Source organism: Glycomyces halotolerans, from assembly GCF_054779575.1.
Genome location: NZ_BAAGXZ010000001.1, coordinates 240,599 through 259,059 on the forward strand (window position 1 = coordinate 240,599; position 18,461 = coordinate 259,059).

Consider the following 18,461-nt stretch of genomic DNA (forward strand, 5'->3'; position numbering starts at 1 on the left):
TGGAGACGCCGACGGCGATCACCGGCCTCGGGTATCCACGTGCGAAATGTTCGCGATCACTCCTGGACGGCGGTGAGCGTCTCCCCCGTCTCCATGAGCGTCTTCAGATTCGACAGGAGGTGCGGCCAGCCCTCGGCGATCATCTCCCTGACGGTGCTCCCCGGCTCGAAGCCGCTGTGGATCACGGTGAGCTTGACGGTCCCGGCGACCGGTTCGAGCTCGAAGGTGACCTTCGAACGAGGCTCGGCGGCGATCTTGGTGAGGGTGTCCTGCCCGACCCCTGAAACGTCGGCCCACTCCTGGGTGAAGGTGTGCCAGGTGTACGACAGGCGCCGCGGCGGATCGTATTCGAGGACCACCTGTCCCGGGTCACTGGTAGAACCGCCGCCCTCCTCCCAGGTCATCGTGGAGCCGACCTTCCAGTCGGTCACGAAGGCGACGCCCCAGTAGCGGGTGGTGAAGGCCGGATCGATGAGCGCCTGCCAGAGCCGGTCAGGCGTGGTGTCGATGTAGGTCGTGTAGACGAAGTCGTCGGTGGCCATGGGATCGGACTCCAATGCTGTCTTCAGATCGGCGAGCGCGCGCACCCGCTCGCGATCGTAGCGACTGATCCAGCGGTCGGCGATCGCGTTGATCGGCGCCGCATTGAGGTAGTGGCGCTTCTCGCGGCCGCGCCGGACGACGCCGACCAGCTCGGCCGACTCCAGGACCGCCAGGTGCTTGCTGACCGATTGACGGGCCATCGCCAGACCATCACAGAGTTCCCGCAATGTCTGGCCGTTCCGGTTGTTCAACCGGTCGAGCAGCTCGCGGCGCACGGGGTCGGCCAGCGCCTTGAACACCAGGTCCATGCTCCACCTCGAATATGCAGCCGTCCGTCTGCCCGAAGCTTATGCAGCCTTGCGGCTGCATGTCAAGCGCGCGCCGCGACGCGAGAAGGCCTAGACTCGAACGCGACAGCCGCACCACTCCCCCGTTTGAGGTCGAGAACATGGACGTACCCCCCTGCATCCCGCCCTTTCAGGCCCGACTATGAAGCGGGTGCTCTGGGGCCTGGCGTTCCTCGTCGGCGGATTCCTGGTCGTGCGCGCCATGATCGATCCGTTCACCCGCGACGCCTCAGACCCGTCGACGTACGAGAACGACTGGGGCGGGCCGAGCCTCATCGGCGTCCTGGTGGTCCACATGGGTCCGGGTGTCATCGCCGCGGCCCTCTTCATCTGGTGGATGGTCAAGTCCGACCGCCGAGAGGACGCCGCTCAAGGAGACTTGGAGTTACCGGCAGCCAATGGAACCTCTTGCCGAGCTGATCGTATTCCTCGGAACCGTTGCCTTCACATTGTTCGGGGCCGTTGCGTTCTGGAGGGTTCTCTGGATCCTCTTCCCCGCGATGCCCGCCGCTCGGCAGGGGGCGAAACCGGTGCCTTCACGAAGGCCGCTCGTCGCCGCCGCGATCGTCGCCGTGATCGCGTTCGTCCAGTTCTCGTTCGCGGCCCAGGCGGCCTTCGGCTCGCCAATGGGCGAGCGGAACTCGAAGGTGATCGAAGTACTTGAGGTCGAACGGTGCGAGCGAACGCTTCCGGGCTTCGGTGTGGTCTGGTCGTGCCGACTGCGCGGTTTCCAAACGACCGACTACGTACCGTACCGGGATCATCCTGAATCGATCGTCACCAAGGCCCCGATCGAGCCCGGCGACGAGATCACGCAGATCACGCCGCCAGACTGGGCGCGAGAACTCCAACTGTTCAGCCACGACCACTACTGGCGAAGTCTCGACGACTTCGACAAACCGGACCTGTGGTGGCTGCCGGCCGCCGCACTGCTTCTGGGGCTGGGATCGATAGCGGCCTTGGACCGACGGCTGCGGCCGGCGGCGTCATTCAAGATCGATGCGCGTTAGGCGCTGCGTGGCGCGGGTGAGGACCACGTAGGCGACGCCGGCGCCGTGCTGTTCGGCGATCGTGTTGAAGTCCGCCGCGATCACCGCGTCCCATTCGAGACCCTTGGACTCGAGCGGCCCCACCAGGGTGACTCTGCCGTCATGGACCACGTCCGCCAACTCGCCGTGCCGCGTGTAGGGCGCGATGATGCCGACCGTCCCCTCGACGGCCTCGAGCGCCGCCGCGACGGCGCCGGCCACCTCCGGCAGCAACGCGTCGGCCGCTACCGACTGCTCCTCCACCGCCACCCCGGTCTCGCGCACCGCTTCGGGCAAGTCGATGACCCGCAGGCGCGGCTCGGCCCATTCGGCCGCGTACTCGAAGACCTCTTTGGAGTTGCGGTAGTTCTTCGTCAGGTGGAACTCGTGTACGCGCCCGCGCGGGATGGCGCGGCGCCTGGCGTCGGCGCTCTCCTTGGGGCGCGGCCAACTCGACTGCGCCTCGTCGCCGACGATCGTCCAGCCCGCCGCGCGACCGCGACGCCCGAGCATGCGCCACTGCATCGGCGAGAGGTCCTGCGCCTCGTCGACGATGACATGCGCGTAGTCCTCGTAGAACGCGTCTCGCGGCTGCCGGTGGCCGCGGTCGTAGTACCGGTCCTGCGTCGTCGAGACCTCTTCGACGCCGCCCCAGGATCGGATCCGGTCCCGGTCGCGCGCTTCGGGTCTGACGCCGAGCATGATGCGGAGCTCGTCGAGCAGCGCCACGTCCGGGATGGAGAAGTCCGGTTCCCGGAACGACTCGGCGACGGCCTCGATCGTGGACTGCTTCAGCTGGCCTTGGGCGGCGGCTGAGAGCCGCGTGACGTCTCCGGCCCATTCGAGGACGTCGGCCGGGTCGAGGTCGGGCCACCAGTGGTCGAGGAAGGTCAGGAATTCGCCGCGCGATCCGACGTCGCGGGAGAACTTCGCCGGCTCGGCGTCGGGGATCACCGGCTTGACCTTGCGCCACAGGGCGACCAGCAGGGCGCGTCCGGCCTCGGTCTTGGCCAGGTTCGCGCGCGGCTCTTTCTCGAACACGCGCGCTCGCGCCTCGGCGAGTTCGTCGGCGTCGAGCCGGAACACCTCGCCTTTGAAGGTGATTCGCAGCTCGTCGGGGGCTCCGGGCGGGGCCTGCCGGACCAGGCGCCTGAGGATCGGCAGCATCACCGTGCCGCCCTTGACGGCCGCCACGTTCGGGCGGTCCTGGCGGGTGGCCTCCACTCCTGCATACATCTCGCCGAGTGAGTAGAGCGCCGCGGTCTCTTCACCGAGGCTCGGCAGAACCCGGCCGATGTAGCGCATGAAGACCGCAGAGGGGCCGACCACGAGGATGCCGGCGGCCTCGTACCTGCTGCGGTCCTGGTACAGCAGATAGGCGGCCCGGTGCAGCGCGACCACGGTCTTGCCGGTGCCGGGTCCGCCGGTGATGAGCGTGGCGCCGCGGGCGGGGGCACGGATGGCGGCGTCCTGCTCGGACTGGATCGTCGCGACGATGTCGCGCATGCGCCCGGTGCGCTTGCGCCCCAGTGCCGCCATGAGCGCGCCGTCGCCGACGACCGGGAGCCGGTCGGCGGCCTCCTCGTTCAGCAGGTCGTCGCTGATCTCCTCCACGTTCGGCCCGAAGGAGCGGATGACGCGGCGGCGCGCGACCTCTTGGCGGTCGACGGCGGTGGCCCGGTAGAAGGGCGCGGCCGCGGGGGCACGCCAGTCGACCAGGAGCGTCCGGTACTCCTCGTCGCGCACGCCGAGGCGGCCGATGTGGCGGACGCGGCCGTCGTCGAAGTCGAGTCGCCCGAAGACGAGTCCTTCATGCTGTGAGTCGAGGTCGGCGATGCGTCGGGCGGCGCGGTACACGAACACGTCGCGCTCGTACTGGGCGCCTGGGACGGTGGCGTCCCGGTGGGCGTAGCCGGCCAGCCGGTGGCTCTCGGCGTCGGCGCGGAGGACTTCGACGCGGGCGTAGACCCGATCGACGAACTCCTGCTCGATCGCGATCTCCTGCTCGGGGGGGTTGCGAGGGTCGGGGGCGGGTACGGCGTGGGACGTGTCGACGTCTTGAGGGTGTTCGACGCCGACTGAGTCTGGTTTCTCGGACACAGCGCTCCTCGCTCGAATTCGGGAACGCACCAGCCTAGCGCGCCGCGCGGTCGGCCGTCCGCGAATCCGGCCCTATATGCGGTCCGGCCAGCGCTTGGCCATCCATGTCAAGCTGTCGCCGTCGATCTCGGTGAAGCCGAAGGTCCGGTAGAGCTCCTCGGCGCCGTCGGTCGCGAGGAGGACTCGACGCAGGCCCTTGCGGTCGAGTTCGTCGACGATGTGCCCGACGAGGCGCTTGCCCAGACCGTTGCCGCGTATGTCGCGATCGATGTAGACATCGCACAGCCACGCGAACGTGACGCCGTCCGTGATGACCCTCGCGAAACCGAACTGGCCTCCGGAGCTGTGGTACAGCCCATAGCAGAGCGAGTTCTTGACGGCGCGGTCGTTGCGCTCCCTTGGACGCCCGGTGGCCCAGTAGGTGTCGGTGGACAGGGCGTGGTGGATCCAGTCGAGGTCGAGGCGTTCGGGATCGCTTGATATGACGTACTCGTCCTCGGGCATGGCGTTCCTCCGATCGCGGCTTCGTCGCTCACGCAACCCTAACAGTCGCCTTGCGCCGCAGATAAACCTCGATGAAGAGCCAGTTGAAGACGAACGACGAGACCGCAGCGGCGGTGTAGGCGACGGCGAACAGGCTCTCGAAGCGGCCGTCGTAGACCGTCTCGAGCAGCGGGAGCTGGACGCCGATGAACAGCCCCAAGTAGATCCGCAGGGTGACCGCGGCGAAGGTGAGGGCCATGTTGCGCATCATCCAGCGCTCGTGTTGGACGAAGTCCCGCTCCCGTGCGGCCCGGTAGGCGCGGAAGGCGGAGTAGAACCAGACGACGTCGAGGGTTACGAAGGTCACCATGGCGATGGGTCCGGCGACGGTCATGAAGGCGACGACGATGCCGCTGAGGCTGCTGGGGAGGACGCCGGCGAGCAGGTAGGTGCGGCCGACGGCCCGGTGGACCCTCGGATGCCTGCGGCGGATGGCGCGGAAGAACTGGAACGGCCCCAGGATCAGGGCCAGTCCGCCGGTGGCCGCGTGGAAGGCGATGAGCGGCAGGTGGAAGGCGACGTCCTCGCGGTAGGGGATGCGCGGTTCGATGTACCCCGGAACCACGTAGACGGGGACGGCGAAGAGGGCGATGCCGACGCTGAGGAGTGCGACGACGGCGACGGCGATGCGGCCGCGTCGTGCTCGCGACGGAGTCGGCGGGGGCTCGGTGAGTGTGACCATGGGGCGGATTCCTTGATGTTAGCTTCACTATCGATAGTAAAACTATCAGTATTATGAATGCCGGGTCAAGACCGCTTCGGGTATGAAAGACCAATGCGAATCGGAGAGCTCAGCGCCAGGACCGGCGTCCCCATGCCGACTATCAAGTACTACGTGCGAGAAGGGCTCTTGTCCGGCGGAGAGCGGGTCAGTCGCAACCAGGTCAGCTACGGCGAGGAGCACGTCCGAAGGCTCCGGCTGGTGCGGGCGATGGTCGAGATCGGTTCGCTGCCGATCGCGAAGGTCCGCGAGGTGCTCACCGAGGTGGACGCTCCCGGCCGCGGCCTGGACAGCACGCTCGGCGTGGTCTCTCGCGCACTCGGCAATTTCCAGGCGCGAACTGAGGAGCTTCATGAGAGCGATCTCGACACGGCGATGGCGATCGCCGAACGCAACGGATGGACGAGGATGACTCCCGAGCGCCACCAGGTGCGGAGCCTGGCGCAGGTCATAGGGGCGTTGCGACTGCTCGGGCTCGACGACCTGGTGGACCGGGCCGACGACTACGCCCGCGCCGCCGAGACCGTCGCGGCCACCGACATCTCGCTGCTCAACACCCGGCGTGACCGCGATGAGCTTCTGGAGACGATGATCGTCGGCACCGTGCTCGGCGATGCGCTCTTCGCGGCGCTTCGGAGGATGGCTCACGCGGAGTTGTCGGCGGCGCAATTCAAGGAGTCCGACGGCCCATTGGAAAGCGCAATAGACGAGTAATCCTCTAAGGACGCCATCGCCCCAGGGCAGCGCCCGAACCGCCGCAAACTTTCCATGCATGCATCGTGATGTCCGCACCTGTCGGGTTTTTGACTTCGCAAGTCGAATATGCCGTTGTACGGTATTTCCACGCCCGCTAGAGACGGTTCGGCTACAAGCTCACTGCTCGACATGAGACACCGTCTCTACCCACAGGGCCGCCCGAAAACGTGGGGTATACGGGCGGCCCACGGCGGGGCTCCGTTCACCTGGCCCGGAGCCCCGCCGCCAATCTCGCCGGAGATTGGGGGCGGGGCGGAGGGCCAGGTGAACCAGACAGCGCAGCACCGGGCCCGGGGCCCGCTGCGCAGCAGCGGCGCGAAGCGCCCGCCGCCAATCTCGCCAGAGATCAGGGACGGGGCGGAGGGGCAGGTGAATCAGACAGCACAGCACCGGACCCGGGACCCGCTGCGCAGCAGCGGCGCGAAGCGCCCGCCGCCAATCTCGCCGGAGATCAGGGACGGGGGCCGATATCAGTCGAGACCTTCCGCCGTCGCCGCGGACTAGGATGAAACGCGGACAAAGACGCATCGATCTAGGAGGGGCTCTCGTGGCTCTCAACTCGCACATGGTTCCGCTCGGCACTCCGGCCCCCGATTTCACCCTTCCCGACCTCGACGGCAACGACCGTTCCCTCGCGGACTTCGAGGCCACCGCGCTGCTGATCGCCTTCGTCTGCAACCACTGCCCGTACGTGCGGCACATCGAGCAGACGTTCGGGGCGTTCACGACCGGGCAGGCCGACCTCGACGTGGTGGCCATCTGCTCCAACGACGCCGAGAACTACCCCGACGACGCCCCCGCCGGGCTCGCGGAGCAGGCCGCCCGCGCCAACTGGGGTTTCCCGTACCTGGTCGACGAGTCGCAGGAGGTCGCCCGCGCCTACAACGCCGTCTGCACGCCCGACTTCTTCCTCTACGGGCCCGACCGCAAGCTCGCCTACCGCGGCGCCTTCGACGGCTCGACGCCCGGCAACGGCGTCCCGGTCTCCGGCGAATACCTCGCCACCGCCATCGAGCACGTCCGCAAGGGCGAGGCCGTTCCCGAGCCGCACTACCCGTCCACCGGCTGCGGCATCAAGTGGCGTGAATAGCCGACCGGAACTTACCGGCGCGGAGCCTCATCGGCTCCGCGCCGCTTCTGCGGTCTAGGTGGGAGCACTCATCTCCACAAGTCGGTGAGGGCGATCTCGAGTTCGCCGAGCATGTTGCGCAACAGCGGCATCGACAATCCGATGACCGTGCCCGGGTCGCCTTCGATGCGGTCGATGAAGGCCGAGCCGTAGCCGTCGAGCGTGAACGAGCCCGCCACGTGCAGCGGCTCTCCGGTCGCGACGTAGGCGGCGATCTCGGCGTCGGAGACCTCCGCGAAGTGCACCACCGTGCCGGAAGCGCGGACGACGCGCCGGTCGGCGGCGACGTCGATCAGGCAGTGCCCGGTGTGGAGCGTCCCGGAGCGGCCGCGCATGCGCTTCCACCGCGAGAGCGCCTCTTCGCCGCTCTCGGGTTTGCCGAGGATCTCGCCGTCGAAGTGCAGCACCGAGTCGCAGCCGAGCACGAGCGTCCGGGGACTCACCAGGTTGAGCACCGCCGAGGCCTTCAGCTCGGCGAGCGTGCTCGCGAGCTCGGCGGGGTCGTGACCCATCACCTGGCTCTCGTCGACGCCGGAGACGACGACCTCCGGTTCGATCCCGGCCGCGGTCAGCAGCTGGCGCCGCGCCGGCGAAGCCGAAGCGAGCACGAACGGGCGGGTATGACCTTCAGTCGGGTTCGGGGCTGCGGGCGGTCGGCTCACCGGTCCAGGCCCCGCCTCGCCGGGACGGCCGTGTCGCGCCACGAGCGGCGCACCCGCAGGCGCAGGCCAGGGTCGGCCCACGCGGCGCGGCGCCGGCGGCCGTTCGTCTCGGTCTCCTCCTCCTCGCGCGGCAGCGCGGCGACGAGACCGACGATCGCGGCCAGCTCCTCGTCGGTCGGGTTGCCCCGGAGGACCTTGAGTTCCATGCTCATCGGCTCAATCCTCGATGTCGAATTCGCGGTGGACCCTCTCCCAGAAGCCGTCGCGGACCCAGATCCGGGCTTCGGGGTGGTCGCGTAGAGAGTAACCGAGTTCCTTCTCGGCTTCCACCAGAAGCTCCTTGTCGATGACCGTCGGCAGCTGCGGTCCCGGCAGGAGGTCGGCGATGTTGTCGGCCCCGCGGGTCAGCAGCCACTTGTGGCCGACGTACTCCCCCACCTGCCGTACGGTCTCGGGGTCGAGTTTCTCGCCGGTCTGCTGCGTGCGCACGAACTTCGGCCGGGCAGATTCGGCCTGCGCCAGCGCGTCGGCGGCGTTCATCGTCACCGCGACCGATTCGCGGTGCCCGAAGACGGCGGCCGGACTCGGCACGCTGGGTTCCGGCTCGGCCATCGGCGCGCCGACCATGTTGCGCGTCGCCGCCGCGGCGGTGCCGCTCTTGGCGAAGTAGGGCTTGAGCTCCTCGGCGTCGATGGTCTCGACCTTGTCGGATTCCCACACCAGCCGCTCGGCTTGATTGGTGCCGTACGGCGGTTCGACGCCCCACAGGTGGATGCGGACGCCGTAGGCCTGCGCGACCTCGACGGCGGGGACCATGTCCTCGTCGCCGGCCAGGAGAATCGCCTCGTGGACGGCGCGGTGGCGGGCCAGCAGCTCCAGATCCGAGCGGATCTGGGCGTCGACGCCCTTCTGCTGCCCCCGCGAGTTGAGGTTGCCGAGCCGGACCTTGACGTATTCCATGTTGGCGATGACGCGCTGGTCGACGGTGGGGACCCGGTCCCTGGCGGCGTCGAACCAGTACAGCCGCAGCAGCTCGCCGTCGGGGATTCGCATGGACGCGCGCTCCATGAGCGAACTGATGAGCTTCTCGGCGTCGACGCGGTAGTCACGTCGGGATGTGGCGTCGAGAAGCAGCTCCGCCGCCGCCGCGTAGAGGTAGCCGACGTCGATCAACATGGCGTACCGCCTGGTCCAATGCCCAGGCAGCAACCCTACGGTCTGTGTCATGGCCCACTCCCAATCTCGATCGGGACGAAATGTCCCGCTTCCCCCAGCTGTATAAGACGGTACCCGGATCAGGCCCGTGGGATGGGAGTGGTGCGCTCAGCCCCGCGTGCCGTCCGTGCATCGCGGCGGGCCGGAAAACGGCTCCCGGCCCGCCGCGACCGGGGCGCCTACAGGGGGATGTTGCCGTGCTTCTTGGCCGGCAGTTCGTCGCGCTTGGAACCGGTCATGCGCAGGGCCCGCACCAGTTGGGCGCGGGTCTCGTGCGGCTGGATGACCGCGTCGATGTAGCCGAGCTCGGCGGCGACGTACGGGTTGTTGAGCTTCTCCTCGTATTCGGCCATGAGCTCGGCCCGCTTGGCCTGCTCGTCGTCGGCCTTGGCGAGGTCGCGCCGGTAGAGGATGTTGACCGCGCCCTGCGAGCCCATGACGGCGATCTCGGCGGTCGGCCAGGCCAGGTTCAGGTCCGCGCCGACGTGCTTGGAGCCCATCACGCAGTAGGCGCCGCCGTAGTTCTTGCGGCAGACGACGGTGAGTTTGGGGACGGTGGCCTCGGCGTAGGCGTAGATCAGCTTGGCCCCGCGCCGGATGATCCCGTCGTGCTCCTGCGAGGTGCCCGGCAGGAAGCCGGGGACGTCGACGAAGGAGATCACCGGGATGTTGAAGCAGTCGCAGAAGCGGATGAACCGCGCCGCCTTCTCCGAGGCGTCGATGTCGAGCGTGCCGGCGAAGTGCATCGGCTGGTTCGCCACGATGCCGACCGGGCGGCCGTCGAGCCGGCCGAAGCCGGTGATGATGTTCTTGGCGAACAGCTCCTGGGTCTCCAGGAACTCGCCGTCGTCGAGCACCGCCTCGATGATCTTGTGCATGTCGTACGGCTGGTTCGCCGAGTTCGGGATGAGCGTGTCGAGCTCGTAGTCGGTGCTGGTGAGGTCGAGCTCGAAGTCCTTGGTCTCGTAGACCGGCGGCTCGTCGAGGTTGTTCGACGGCAGGTAGCTCAGCAGGTGCTTGACGTACTCGAGCGCGTCGCCCTCGTCGCTGGCGAGGTAGTGCGCGTTGCCGGCGACCGCGTTGTGGGTGCGTCCGCCGCCGAGTTCCTCCATGCCGACGTCTTCGCCGGTCACGGCCCGGACCACGTCCGGTCCGGTGATGAACATGTGGCTGGTCTGGTCGACCATGATCGTGAAGTCGGTGATCGCCGGCGAGTAGACGGCTCCGCCCGCGCACGGGCCCATGATCAGGGAGATCTGCGGGATCACGCCCGAGGCGCGGACGTTGCGGAAGAAGATGTCGCCGTAGCCGCCGAGGCTGGCCACCCCTTCCTGGATGCGCGCGCCGCCGGAGTCGGAGATGCCGATCAGGGGGCGGCCGGTGCGCAGGGCCAGGTCTTGGATCTTGGTGATCTTCTCACCGGATACCTGTCCGAGCGAGCCGCCGAGGACGGTGAAGTCCTGGGCGAAGACGCACACCTCGCGGCCTTCGATGGTCCCGTAGCCGGTGACGACGCCGTCGCCGTACGGGCGGTTGGCCTCCATGCCGAAGTTCGTCGACCGGTGGCGGGCGAGGGCGTCGAGCTCGACGAACGACCCCTCGTCGAGCAGCGCCTCCAGGCGCTCACGTGCGGTGCGCTTGCCCTTCTCATGCTGCTTCTCGATCGCGCGGGAATTGCCGGTGGCGGCCTCATCGAGGCGCTCGGTGAGATCGGCGAGCTTCCCGGCGGTCGTGTGGATGTCGATGTCGGTCACGACACGGATCGTATCGGCCCGGTCTGTGACTAGGCTGGGTGCGTGAGCACACCGACGCGAAGGCCACTTGACCGGCACTTGCTCTGGTCGTTGTTGTCGCAGAAGTCCGACTTCTGGACCGAGGTAGATGTGGTGGATGTCACAGGTTCCACCAATGCCGATCTCGCCGACGCCGCCCGCCACGGCGCCGAACAGGGACGGGTCCTCTTCGCCGAGCAGCAGACGCACGGACGCGGCAGACTCGACCGCCAGTGGGTCTGCCCCAGCGGCGCGGGACTGATGTTCTCGATGCTGCTGCGGCCCACCGCGCCGCACGAGCAGTGGGGCACACTCACCCTCGCCGCGGCCGTAGCCCTCGAAGAGACCCTCCGCACCGTAGCCGGAGTATCGGCAAAACTCAAGTGGCCCAACGACATCCTCATCGACGACCGCAAACTCTGCGGCATCCTCGCCTCGGTCGAGAACGGCGCGGTCGTCCTCGGCGCCGGCCTCAACGTCTCGCTGACCGAGGACGAACTGCCCGTGCCACAGGCGACTTCGCTACTGCTGGCGGGAGCGCCGGTCCTCGACCGCGAAGAGCTGGCCGCGCACTTCCTCGCCCACTTCGCGGCCGTCTACCGGACCTGGAGCGACGAGGGGCCGGCCCGCGCGGTCGAGCGCTGGCGCCATTACTCGGCCACCCTCGGACGGCGAGTTGAGGTATGTTTCCCCAACGGGCGCAAGGTAGCAGGAGTCGCAGTCGACATCGAGGACGACGGCAGACTGGTCGTCGAGCGACGCGACGAGGAGGGCCGCGAGGAGGTGCTGACCGTCGCCGCCGGCGACGTCGTCCACCTCCGGCGACACGACTGAGGGGGCGGTTTGACCGACGATGTGGGAGACGGGGCCGACGACCCGGCCACCGGTCTCGGGCCCGACAACGAGCGCCTCTACCGGCTCCTGCTGTCGAAGGCCGATGCCTCGGTCTTCCAGCTCGCCGCCGAGTCCGGTCTGGAGGCCGCTCGGACCCGCCGCATGCTCGCCGAACTGGTCGACGCGGGCTTCGCGACCATGATCGCCGACTCCCGCTACCGCGCCGTCGCCCCCGACATCGTCCTCGGCGGCCGGCTGGCCTCCCAGCTGCAGTCGGTCCGCGTCGGCTACGACGCCCTCAGGGAGCTGCTGGAGATCCACCGCACCGGTCCCGGCCGCGGCGGGCGCGACGACCGCGGGCGCTGGGAGCAGGTCACCGGCGCGGTCGCCATCCAGTCGCGACTGACGCAGCTGCGGGACACGGCCGAACAGTGCGTCCGGACCTTCGTCAAACCGCCGATAATCCTGCCGGTGCCCGACGGCGAGCAGCATCGCGAGCTGCAGTCGCCGGGCGTGTGCTACCGGCTGCTGTTCGACCGCGCGGTGCTGGACGCCGACCGGGAGGGCGAGTACCTCCGCCGCCACCTGGACTGGAGCGACGAGATCCGCTTCGTGAAGCGGCTGCCGCTGAAGCTGCTCGTCATCGACGACCGCTCGACGATCATCGAGGACCCCGGATCCGAGAAGCCGCGCGCCATCATCACCTCCAACGCCTCCATCGTGGAACTGGCGATCGAGCTGTTCGAGCAGCTGTGGGAGAACGCGATTCCGGCGCATTACCCTGAGCGCGAGGACGATTCGGGCATCGACGGCGACGACGTGCTCCTGCTCAGCCTCCTGATCGCCGGGCTGACCGACCAGGCGATCGCCTCCAAACTGGGCATCGGGCTGCGCACGGTGCAGCGCCGGGTGCGCGACCTGATGGACCTGGCGGACGTCGACACCCGCATCCAGTTGGGTTGGCACGCGGCCAAGAACGGCTGGGTGTCCTAGGGGCCGTCCCGTGGACGAGGGCGAATCTGGCGCGCTCGGACGCTGACGCGGTGTTGTACTGTGCAGGTGAATCGATTACCGCCCACCCACGGCCGGCCCGATTTTCGCCTCGCACGTTTCGGCGACAGCGCCTGCGAGCCGTCAATCCGCACCGCCCGTTTCTCACTCCTGGAGGTCTTGCAGTGGGGTATCCCGACGATCAGCTCGCCCGCGGTGAAGAGGTCAAGCTCCACACCCGCCCGCACTGGAAGGAGGCCGTCGGGCCCGTCCTCTGGTTCGTCGTCTTCCTGCTCCTCGCGGCCATCGCCATCTACTACACCTCTCAGGCCGACTGGGAGTTCAAGACCTGGGCCGTACTCGCCGAGGTCGTCGTCTTCGCGGGCCTGCTGGTGTGGCTGTCGGTGATTCCCTGGATCGCCTGGCAGACGACCCACTACGTCATCACCGACCAGCGCGTCATGTGGCGGATCGGCATGATCACCCGCGAGAGCCGGCACATCCCGCTCGCCCGCGTCAACACCGTGTCCTACACGCAGTCGATCGCCGAGCGCATTCTCGGCTACGGCGACCTGAAGATCGACTCGGCCTCCGACGACGGCGAGATCGAGCTCATCGACGTGCCCAAGGTGGACAAGGTCAAGGCGATCATCTACCAGCTCGCCGAGGACGACCGCAGCCGCCGCGCCACCCAAGGCGACAGCGCCTGATCCGACGCCCGAACGGCCCGGCCGATCCTATAGGAAATAGGATATTTCCTATAGGATCGGCCGGGCCGTTCTCATGTCGTCAGGCGGGGTTGTCGGGGCGGCGGAACACCCAGGTCCGGTAGGCGTAGAACCGGAACAGCGAGGCCACGCCCACGCCGAAGAAGTAGGCCGCGAGGTTCTTGGCCAGCAGCGTGTCGAAGTACTGCGGCCACACCAGCGCCAGGCCGTTGTTGGCCCACAGGAACCCCAGCGAGATCAGCAGGCCGATGCCGTTGAAGAAGAAGTAGAGGACGTACTGGCGGTGGGCAGCCGCGCCGCCGAGGCGGTCGCGCCAGGTCCACTGCCGGTTCCCGAAGAACGCGAACGTGGTCGCCACGACCGCCGCGAGGACCCTGGCGATCCAGTCGGTCCAGTCGAAGACCAGTATCAGCAGGTTGAACAGCCCGATGTCGATCAGGTAGGCGGTGCCGCCGACGCCGAGGAAGCGGAACAGCTCGCCGCTGTGCCGACGAAAGAGCCGCCACAAGCGAGAAGGGAGCGCTCCCGAGCCGGTCTGCTCCGGTGGCTGGGTTGAGGTCGTTGAGGTCGGCATCAGGTCACAGCCTAGCGTGTCCGCGCGTCACTCACTGGGAGTGGCTATGGCTACCACCCCGATGATGAACTCGTCCCCGCCGCGGTGGTAGCGGACGGCTCCGTCCTCGCTCAGTGTGGCGGTGTTGACCGAGACGTCGACGCCGAAGGTGTACCAGTGCGGGTTGTTGAGCGCGCCGTTCGCCTTGCAGCGCGCCGGCTGGCCCATCCCGCTGCCGCCGATGCTGAAGCTGTCGCCGCTGTCGTAGGCCGACCCGCCCCAGAGCGTGTGCGCGACGGTGACCTCGCCGCCGCCGCGGACCTCGATCTCGGCGTCGGAGGCCGGGGCCCCGTCGTAGACGGCGACCTCGCGCCGCTCGGCGCCCGGCTCGGCGAAGACGACGGTGATCGACCAGCCGGCCCACAGCGGGTCCGCGCAGTGCGGCTCGCCCTTCGGCGGCCAGCGCCCGCAGTCCGAGCTCGGCAGGGCGTGATTGTCGGTCGCGACCCAGTACTCGCCCGCGTCGCCGACGAGATCGGTGACCTCGACGTAGGCCTGGCGTCCCGGATCGGTGTCGATCGACTTGCTCGCGCTCAGGTCGGTCCAAGCTCCGCTCGGGTCCGCCAGCGCGACCTTGCCGGGCACGTCGTCGTCGACGCCGGCCCAGTACAGGCCCGCCCACAGCACCGTCGAGCCGGCCGGGACGTCGAGCGAGGCGCCGCTGACGGCTTCGCCGTCCTTCCCGGCGGGCGGCTGCGGGTCGCCTTTCGACGGTTTGTAGGGCTTCATCGGGTGCCGGTCGCCCGCCCCGATGCCGGTCGTCTCCCGGCATCCGGGCGCGGCGCAGGTCATCCACGTGTTGCCCGCGGCGGTGACGCCGGTGGCGTCGAGACTGGCGTAGGCGACCTCGGAATCGGCCGGCGCCACGGGGACGCGCAGCTCGGTCGTCCCGGACACGCCCGCGCCGTCGACGGTCACGGTGAAGGTCTGGTAGCCGGTGACGTGGTCGGCGATGTCGATCCGGACGTTCGCCTCGGCCGGGTCGGGCATTTCCCGGATGGCGCATTGGATGTAGTCGCCGTCGCTCTCGCAGGTCCAGCCCGGATCGGCGTCCTCGGAGGCGAGGCCGACGCCTTCGGGCAGTGCGATCTCGAGTTCGACGCGGTTGGACGCTGCCTGGGCCCACCCGGCGGGCCGGGCCTCGGCGGCTTCGGCGCGCCGCTCGGTCGTGGGTGCGTATCCGCCGCCGGAGCCGGTCGGCTCCAGGCGGATCGGCAGGACGCCGTCGACGCCGGCGACCAGGCCGGCGGTGCCGAGGCCGTGTTCGATGGCGTAGACGGCGGGAGGTTCGGGCTCGTCGGCGGGCTGGTCCGGCGCCGGCTGGTCGGGCGCGGGCTCGGGCGGGTCCTGGCCCGGCGCGGGCTCGTCGTCGGCGGGCGGTTCGGGGTCGCCCGAGTCCGGGGCCTCGGGTTCCTCGTCGGGCGGGGCCGGTTCGTCGGCGGGCTCGTCCTCGGGCTCGGCTGCGGCGGGCGGGTCGGCCGTGGCCTGCGGTTCCTCCTCCGGTTCTCCGGAGGTCAGGGCGAAGACGGCCGCGGCCGCGACCACGGCTACGGCCGTGCCGGTGGCGACGCTGCCTTTGGTGCCGAGCTGCTGGAAGACCCGCCGGACCCAGTTCGCGGCGACGATGAACGGCTTGAACAGGACGCCGAGGGCGCCGCCGACGACCATGCCGCCGGCCACGGCGCTTCCCGCGGCCAGGTACGGGACGCTCGCGGCGCCGAGGAAGACGCCGGCGATGGTGCCGCGCAGCCCGGAGTTGAGTTCGGTGAGCTCGGCGAACAGGAGGTTGCAGGAGACGCAGTTCTCGAGGTGGTCGTCGACCTTCTGGGCGTCGCGGACGCCGAGCTTCTCGCGCACGCGGGCGCCGAGCCGGTCGACGGTCCACCGGCATTCCTCCGGCGGGGAGTCGGCGGCGTGCTCGCTGAGGTAGTTCTGCCGCAGTTTCTCGCGGGCCCGGTAGGCCAGGGCGGAGACGCCGTTGGGGGTCATGCCGAGCATGGAGGCGATCTCGGCCGGGGAGTCCTCTTCGACCTCGGTGTGCCACAGCACCATCTGCCAGCGCTCGGGGAGCTTGCCGAAGGCGAGCGCGGCGTAGCGGCGCTCCTGGCCCTCGACGGCCGGGTCGGCGAAGGCCACGCCGGTCTCGTGCTTGGTGAGGTCGTCGGTGTACTCGATGCGGTGGTCGCGGCGGACGCGGTCGTAGAAGGTGTTCCGCAGCGTGCGGAGCATGTAGGGGCGGAAGGCCAGTTCGGGTCCGTTGCCTTCGTGGAGGGTGTGGAGGAGTTTGGCGAAGGTCTCGGAGACGAGGTCGTCGGCCGCGGCGGCGTCGTGGGCGAGCACTCGGGCGAGCCGGCGAGCGGCGTGGACGTGGCGCTCGTAGAGCACGGCGTAGGCGGTGGTGTCGCCGCTGCGGGTGGCCGCGATGAGTTCTGGGTCGGACAGGGTCTCGGGGGCGTCGGGGCGTTGGGAATCGACGCTGCGGGGATCTCCGGCGGGAACGGTGTCGGGCATGTTCGCCGGTTGCTCCTTCCATGTGGCGCCGAGCTCGTAGGATTCGGGGGCTCGGGTTGTGCGCTCGCTGCGCGGCGCTTCGACGATGACGGTCTCGGGAGGTTCGGGAGTCTCCCTTGGGTTAACGAACGACCACGTTCTGAGTTGTGCTCCGAGGTTAAGCCAGTTCGGCAGTGGAATAAAGGTGCAAACAGCGCATGAATGGCGAAATATTCGACAATGTCGGGGATTGTAGCCCGATTGTGACCGGCGTCGGTGCCCAACGTGCGGTAGAGGAGGCTTCTTGTTAAGTGTCGGAAATCCGTCAGGCTATTGCGTACCGTTGGGGAACGCACTGGATCCGGCCTACACCGCCAGGGAGGTGAGAGATGCCCGCTTCGGTCCTGCTGGCGCTGCTGGTCGCCACCTGCCTGCTCGCACTCACGCCGGCGCTCGTGCGCCGATACGATCCCGACGAGCGCATGATCGCCGACCGCGCCGCCTCCGACGCCCGCGTGCTCGCCCGCGAAGCGCACCGCCCCGACCGACCGGCGCCCCACCCGTCCCCCGAACTCGGCGAAACGGGCGAACCACCGCATTCTCCGGCACCTCCCGAGCAGCGCGGTCCGCTGGCCGATCCCGTTCGGGCCGCACGGGTTCCGCGTACGTGGGAGCGGCGCGGCAATCGCCGCGGGGAGTCGGTACGGTTGGAATCCGACCAGTCGGTGACCGGCGAGGACCCCGAGATGCGTGAGACGGCCAGGCTTCGAGAGATGCGCGCCGAGTGGTGGCGGCGGCGCCACCGCCGAGTGCTGTACGTCCTCATCGCCCTCACCCTGGTGGAGCTGCTGGGCGTCGTCATCGCCGGGCCGGGCTTCTGGTTCGGCGCGGGCATCGCGATCGTGGCGCTGAGCCTGTACGTGTACTTCCTGCGCGCCCGCGCCAAGCAGCTGCTGCGCAGCAAGGCCGCCCACCCGGCGCGCGCCATGCTCGCCGCCGAGCCCGAATACCCCGACACCGAACCGCCGACGTACGTTCCCGAGCAGCCGGGCGCCGACGACGACGCCGACGACGGGGAGCGGCGCGAGTCCTTCCTGTTCGAGAACGGCACGCTCCGCGACGAGCCGGAGGACCCTCCGCACCGGCCCGAGGCCAGGCGCACCGAACACGGCGGCGGCGTCAGGGGCCGCTCCTACGAGTCCCCCGCTAAACTCGAACGGTTATGCCAGAGCAGACCGAGCACCGCCACATCCTGACCTTCAACTTCCGTCAAAGCCGCAACAAGCCGCGCCACGACGAGGCGATGGCGAGGCTGTGGCCGCGCTACGGCCTGGAGTGGCGCCCCGAGGACGGCCGCATCGACTTCGCGCGGCCGTTCGGGCGCACCGCACCGGTGATCCTGGAGATCGGTTCGGGCAACGGCGAGGCCGCCGCGGCCCTGGCCGCGGCCGACCCCGACCGCGACCTGCTCGCCGTCGAGGTCTACCCGCAGGGCGTCGCCGACCTCATGGCCCGCTGCGACGAGCGCGGCATCGACAACGTGCGGATCCACCAAGGCGACGCGCTGCCGCTGCTGTGGCACGGCATCGAGCCCGGATCACTCGACGAGATCCGCGTCTACTTCCCCGACCCGTGGCCCAAGAAGCGCCACCACAAGCGCCGGATCATCCAGCCCCAGCACGTGGCGACGATGCGGGGACTCCTGCGCGGCGGCGGGATCATCCACTGCGCCACCGACATCGAGGACTACGCCGAGCAGATGCTGGAGGTCCTCACCGCCGACGAGGCGCTGGAGAACACCGCCGACGGATTCGCCCCGCGTCCCGAGCACCGACCGGTCACCAAGTTCGAGCGCCGCGGCGTGGCGGCCGGACGCCGGATCTTCGACCTCGTCTTCCGCAAGGTCTAGACTCCCGAGCACGAGAAACGCGTTTCGTCCTCCCGCAGGGTGGTAAACCCACGTGCCGGGCGCCGAGGGCCCGAGCCCTGG

General features: G+C 69.0%; 18 protein-coding genes. 8 read left to right on the forward strand and 10 right to left on the reverse strand.

The window, feature by feature from the left end; genetic code table 11:
* Nucleotides 1-56: 56 nt before the first annotated feature.
* The gene (locus tag ACYVL2_RS01235; protein ID WP_460539346.1) at nt 57-851 is read right to left on the reverse strand and encodes an ArsR/SmtB family transcription factor; all 795 of its coding nucleotides are present in this window, start codon (nt 849-851) and stop codon (nt 57-59) included.
* 344 nt (nt 852-1,195) lie between these two features.
* Between ACYVL2_RS01235 and ACYVL2_RS01240 the strand changes: the two genes are divergently transcribed.
* Complete coding sequence (locus ACYVL2_RS01240) at nt 1,196-1,900, forward strand: hypothetical protein (protein WP_460539350.1); 705 nt, start codon at nt 1,196-1,198, stop codon at nt 1,898-1,900.
* Here the strand turns inward: ACYVL2_RS01240 and ACYVL2_RS01245 are convergent.
* From ACYVL2_RS01245 to ACYVL2_RS01255, 3 genes are all read right to left on the reverse strand, one after another.
* Nucleotides 1,877-4,018: a HelD family protein gene (locus ACYVL2_RS01245; protein WP_460539353.1), complete on the reverse strand. Its 2,142-nt coding sequence runs from the start codon at nt 4,016-4,018 to the stop codon at nt 1,877-1,879. The two genes, ACYVL2_RS01240 and ACYVL2_RS01245, sit on opposite strands and share 24 nt — an antisense overlap.
* A gap of 72 nt (nt 4,019-4,090) precedes the next feature.
* Nucleotides 4,091-4,522 carry a GNAT family N-acetyltransferase gene (locus ACYVL2_RS01250; RefSeq protein ID WP_460539355.1) on the reverse strand — a complete coding sequence of 144 codons (432 nt, stop codon included), beginning with the start codon at nt 4,520-4,522 and terminating at the stop codon, nt 4,091-4,093.
* 28 nt (nt 4,523-4,550) lie between these two features.
* On the reverse strand, nt 4,551-5,243 hold the full coding sequence (locus tag ACYVL2_RS01255) for a DUF2306 domain-containing protein (RefSeq protein ID WP_460539357.1): 693 nt from the start codon (nt 5,241-5,243) through the stop codon (nt 4,551-4,553).
* Nucleotides 5,244-5,336: 93 nt separating this feature from the next.
* On the opposite strand from ACYVL2_RS01255, the gene ACYVL2_RS01260 reads away from it, so the two are divergent.
* Both ACYVL2_RS01260 and ACYVL2_RS01265 read left to right on the forward strand, forming a co-directional pair.
* Entirely contained in the window at nt 5,337-5,996 is a 660-nt protein-coding gene (locus tag ACYVL2_RS01260) for a MerR family transcriptional regulator (RefSeq protein ID WP_460539359.1), read from the forward strand.
* Nucleotides 5,997-6,585: 589 nt separating this feature from the next.
* Nucleotides 6,586-7,128 (forward strand): thioredoxin family protein, encoded by a 543-nt coding sequence (locus ACYVL2_RS01265; RefSeq protein WP_460539361.1) that lies wholly within the window; start codon nt 6,586-6,588, stop codon nt 7,126-7,128.
* Nucleotides 7,129-7,196: 68 nt separating this feature from the next.
* On the opposite strand, the gene ACYVL2_RS01270 is transcribed toward ACYVL2_RS01265, so the two are convergent.
* The 4 genes from ACYVL2_RS01270 to ACYVL2_RS01285 form a co-directional block, all read right to left on the reverse strand.
* Nucleotides 7,197-7,775, reverse strand: coding sequence for a Maf family protein (locus ACYVL2_RS01270; RefSeq protein WP_460539364.1), 579 nt, complete (start codon nt 7,773-7,775; stop codon nt 7,197-7,199).
* Nucleotides 7,776-7,825: 50 nt separating this feature from the next.
* Nucleotides 7,826-8,041, reverse strand: coding sequence for an acyl-CoA carboxylase subunit epsilon (locus ACYVL2_RS01275; RefSeq protein ID WP_460539367.1), 216 nt, complete (start codon nt 8,039-8,041; stop codon nt 7,826-7,828).
* A 4-nt stretch (nt 8,042-8,045) separates the two neighbouring features.
* Nucleotides 8,046-9,056, reverse strand: coding sequence for an NYN domain-containing protein (locus ACYVL2_RS01280; RefSeq protein ID WP_460539369.1), 1,011 nt, complete (start codon nt 9,054-9,056; stop codon nt 8,046-8,048).
* Between the two features lie 167 nt (nt 9,057-9,223).
* Nucleotides 9,224-10,798 carry an acyl-CoA carboxylase subunit beta gene (locus ACYVL2_RS01285; RefSeq protein ID WP_460539372.1) on the reverse strand — a complete coding sequence of 525 codons (1,575 nt, stop codon included), beginning with the start codon at nt 10,796-10,798 and terminating at the stop codon, nt 9,224-9,226.
* A gap of 132 nt (nt 10,799-10,930) precedes the next feature.
* On the opposite strand from ACYVL2_RS01285, the gene ACYVL2_RS01290 reads away from it, so the two are divergent.
* From ACYVL2_RS01290 to ACYVL2_RS01300, 3 genes are all read left to right on the forward strand, one after another.
* Complete coding sequence (locus tag ACYVL2_RS01290) at nt 10,931-11,650, forward strand: biotin--[acetyl-CoA-carboxylase] ligase (RefSeq protein WP_460539375.1); 720 nt, start codon at nt 10,931-10,933, stop codon at nt 11,648-11,650.
* 9 nt (nt 11,651-11,659) lie between these two features.
* Nucleotides 11,660-12,643 carry a hypothetical protein gene (locus ACYVL2_RS01295; protein ID WP_460539378.1) on the forward strand — a complete coding sequence of 328 codons (984 nt, stop codon included), beginning with the start codon at nt 11,660-11,662 and terminating at the stop codon, nt 12,641-12,643.
* Between the two features lie 182 nt (nt 12,644-12,825).
* A complete protein-coding gene (locus tag ACYVL2_RS01300; RefSeq protein ID WP_460539380.1) occupies nt 12,826-13,350 on the forward strand; it encodes a YdbT family protein in 525 nt (174 codons plus the stop codon).
* Between the two features lie 79 nt (nt 13,351-13,429).
* Here the strand turns inward: ACYVL2_RS01300 and ACYVL2_RS01305 are convergent, their stop codons facing one another.
* Both ACYVL2_RS01305 and ACYVL2_RS01310 read right to left on the reverse strand, forming a co-directional pair.
* Nucleotides 13,430-13,942 carry a GtrA family protein gene (locus ACYVL2_RS01305; protein ID WP_460539383.1) on the reverse strand — a complete coding sequence of 171 codons (513 nt, stop codon included), beginning with the start codon at nt 13,940-13,942 and terminating at the stop codon, nt 13,430-13,432.
* Nucleotides 13,943-13,969: 27 nt separating this feature from the next.
* Nucleotides 13,970-16,492, reverse strand: coding sequence for a sigma-70 family RNA polymerase sigma factor (locus ACYVL2_RS01310; RefSeq protein ID WP_460539386.1), 2,523 nt, complete (start codon nt 16,490-16,492; stop codon nt 13,970-13,972).
* Between the two features lie 368 nt (nt 16,493-16,860).
* Between ACYVL2_RS01310 and ACYVL2_RS01315 the strand changes: the two genes are divergently transcribed.
* Nucleotides 16,861-17,727 (forward strand): hypothetical protein, encoded by an 867-nt coding sequence (locus ACYVL2_RS01315; RefSeq protein ID WP_460539389.1) that lies wholly within the window; start codon nt 16,861-16,863, stop codon nt 17,725-17,727.
* Nucleotides 17,694-18,380 carry a tRNA (guanine(46)-N(7))-methyltransferase TrmB gene (trmB, locus tag ACYVL2_RS01320; RefSeq protein ID WP_460539392.1) on the forward strand — a complete coding sequence of 229 codons (687 nt, stop codon included), beginning with the start codon at nt 17,694-17,696 and terminating at the stop codon, nt 18,378-18,380. Before ACYVL2_RS01315 ends, trmB begins: the two co-directional genes overlap by 34 nt.
* Nucleotides 18,381-18,461 lie beyond the last annotated feature (81 nt).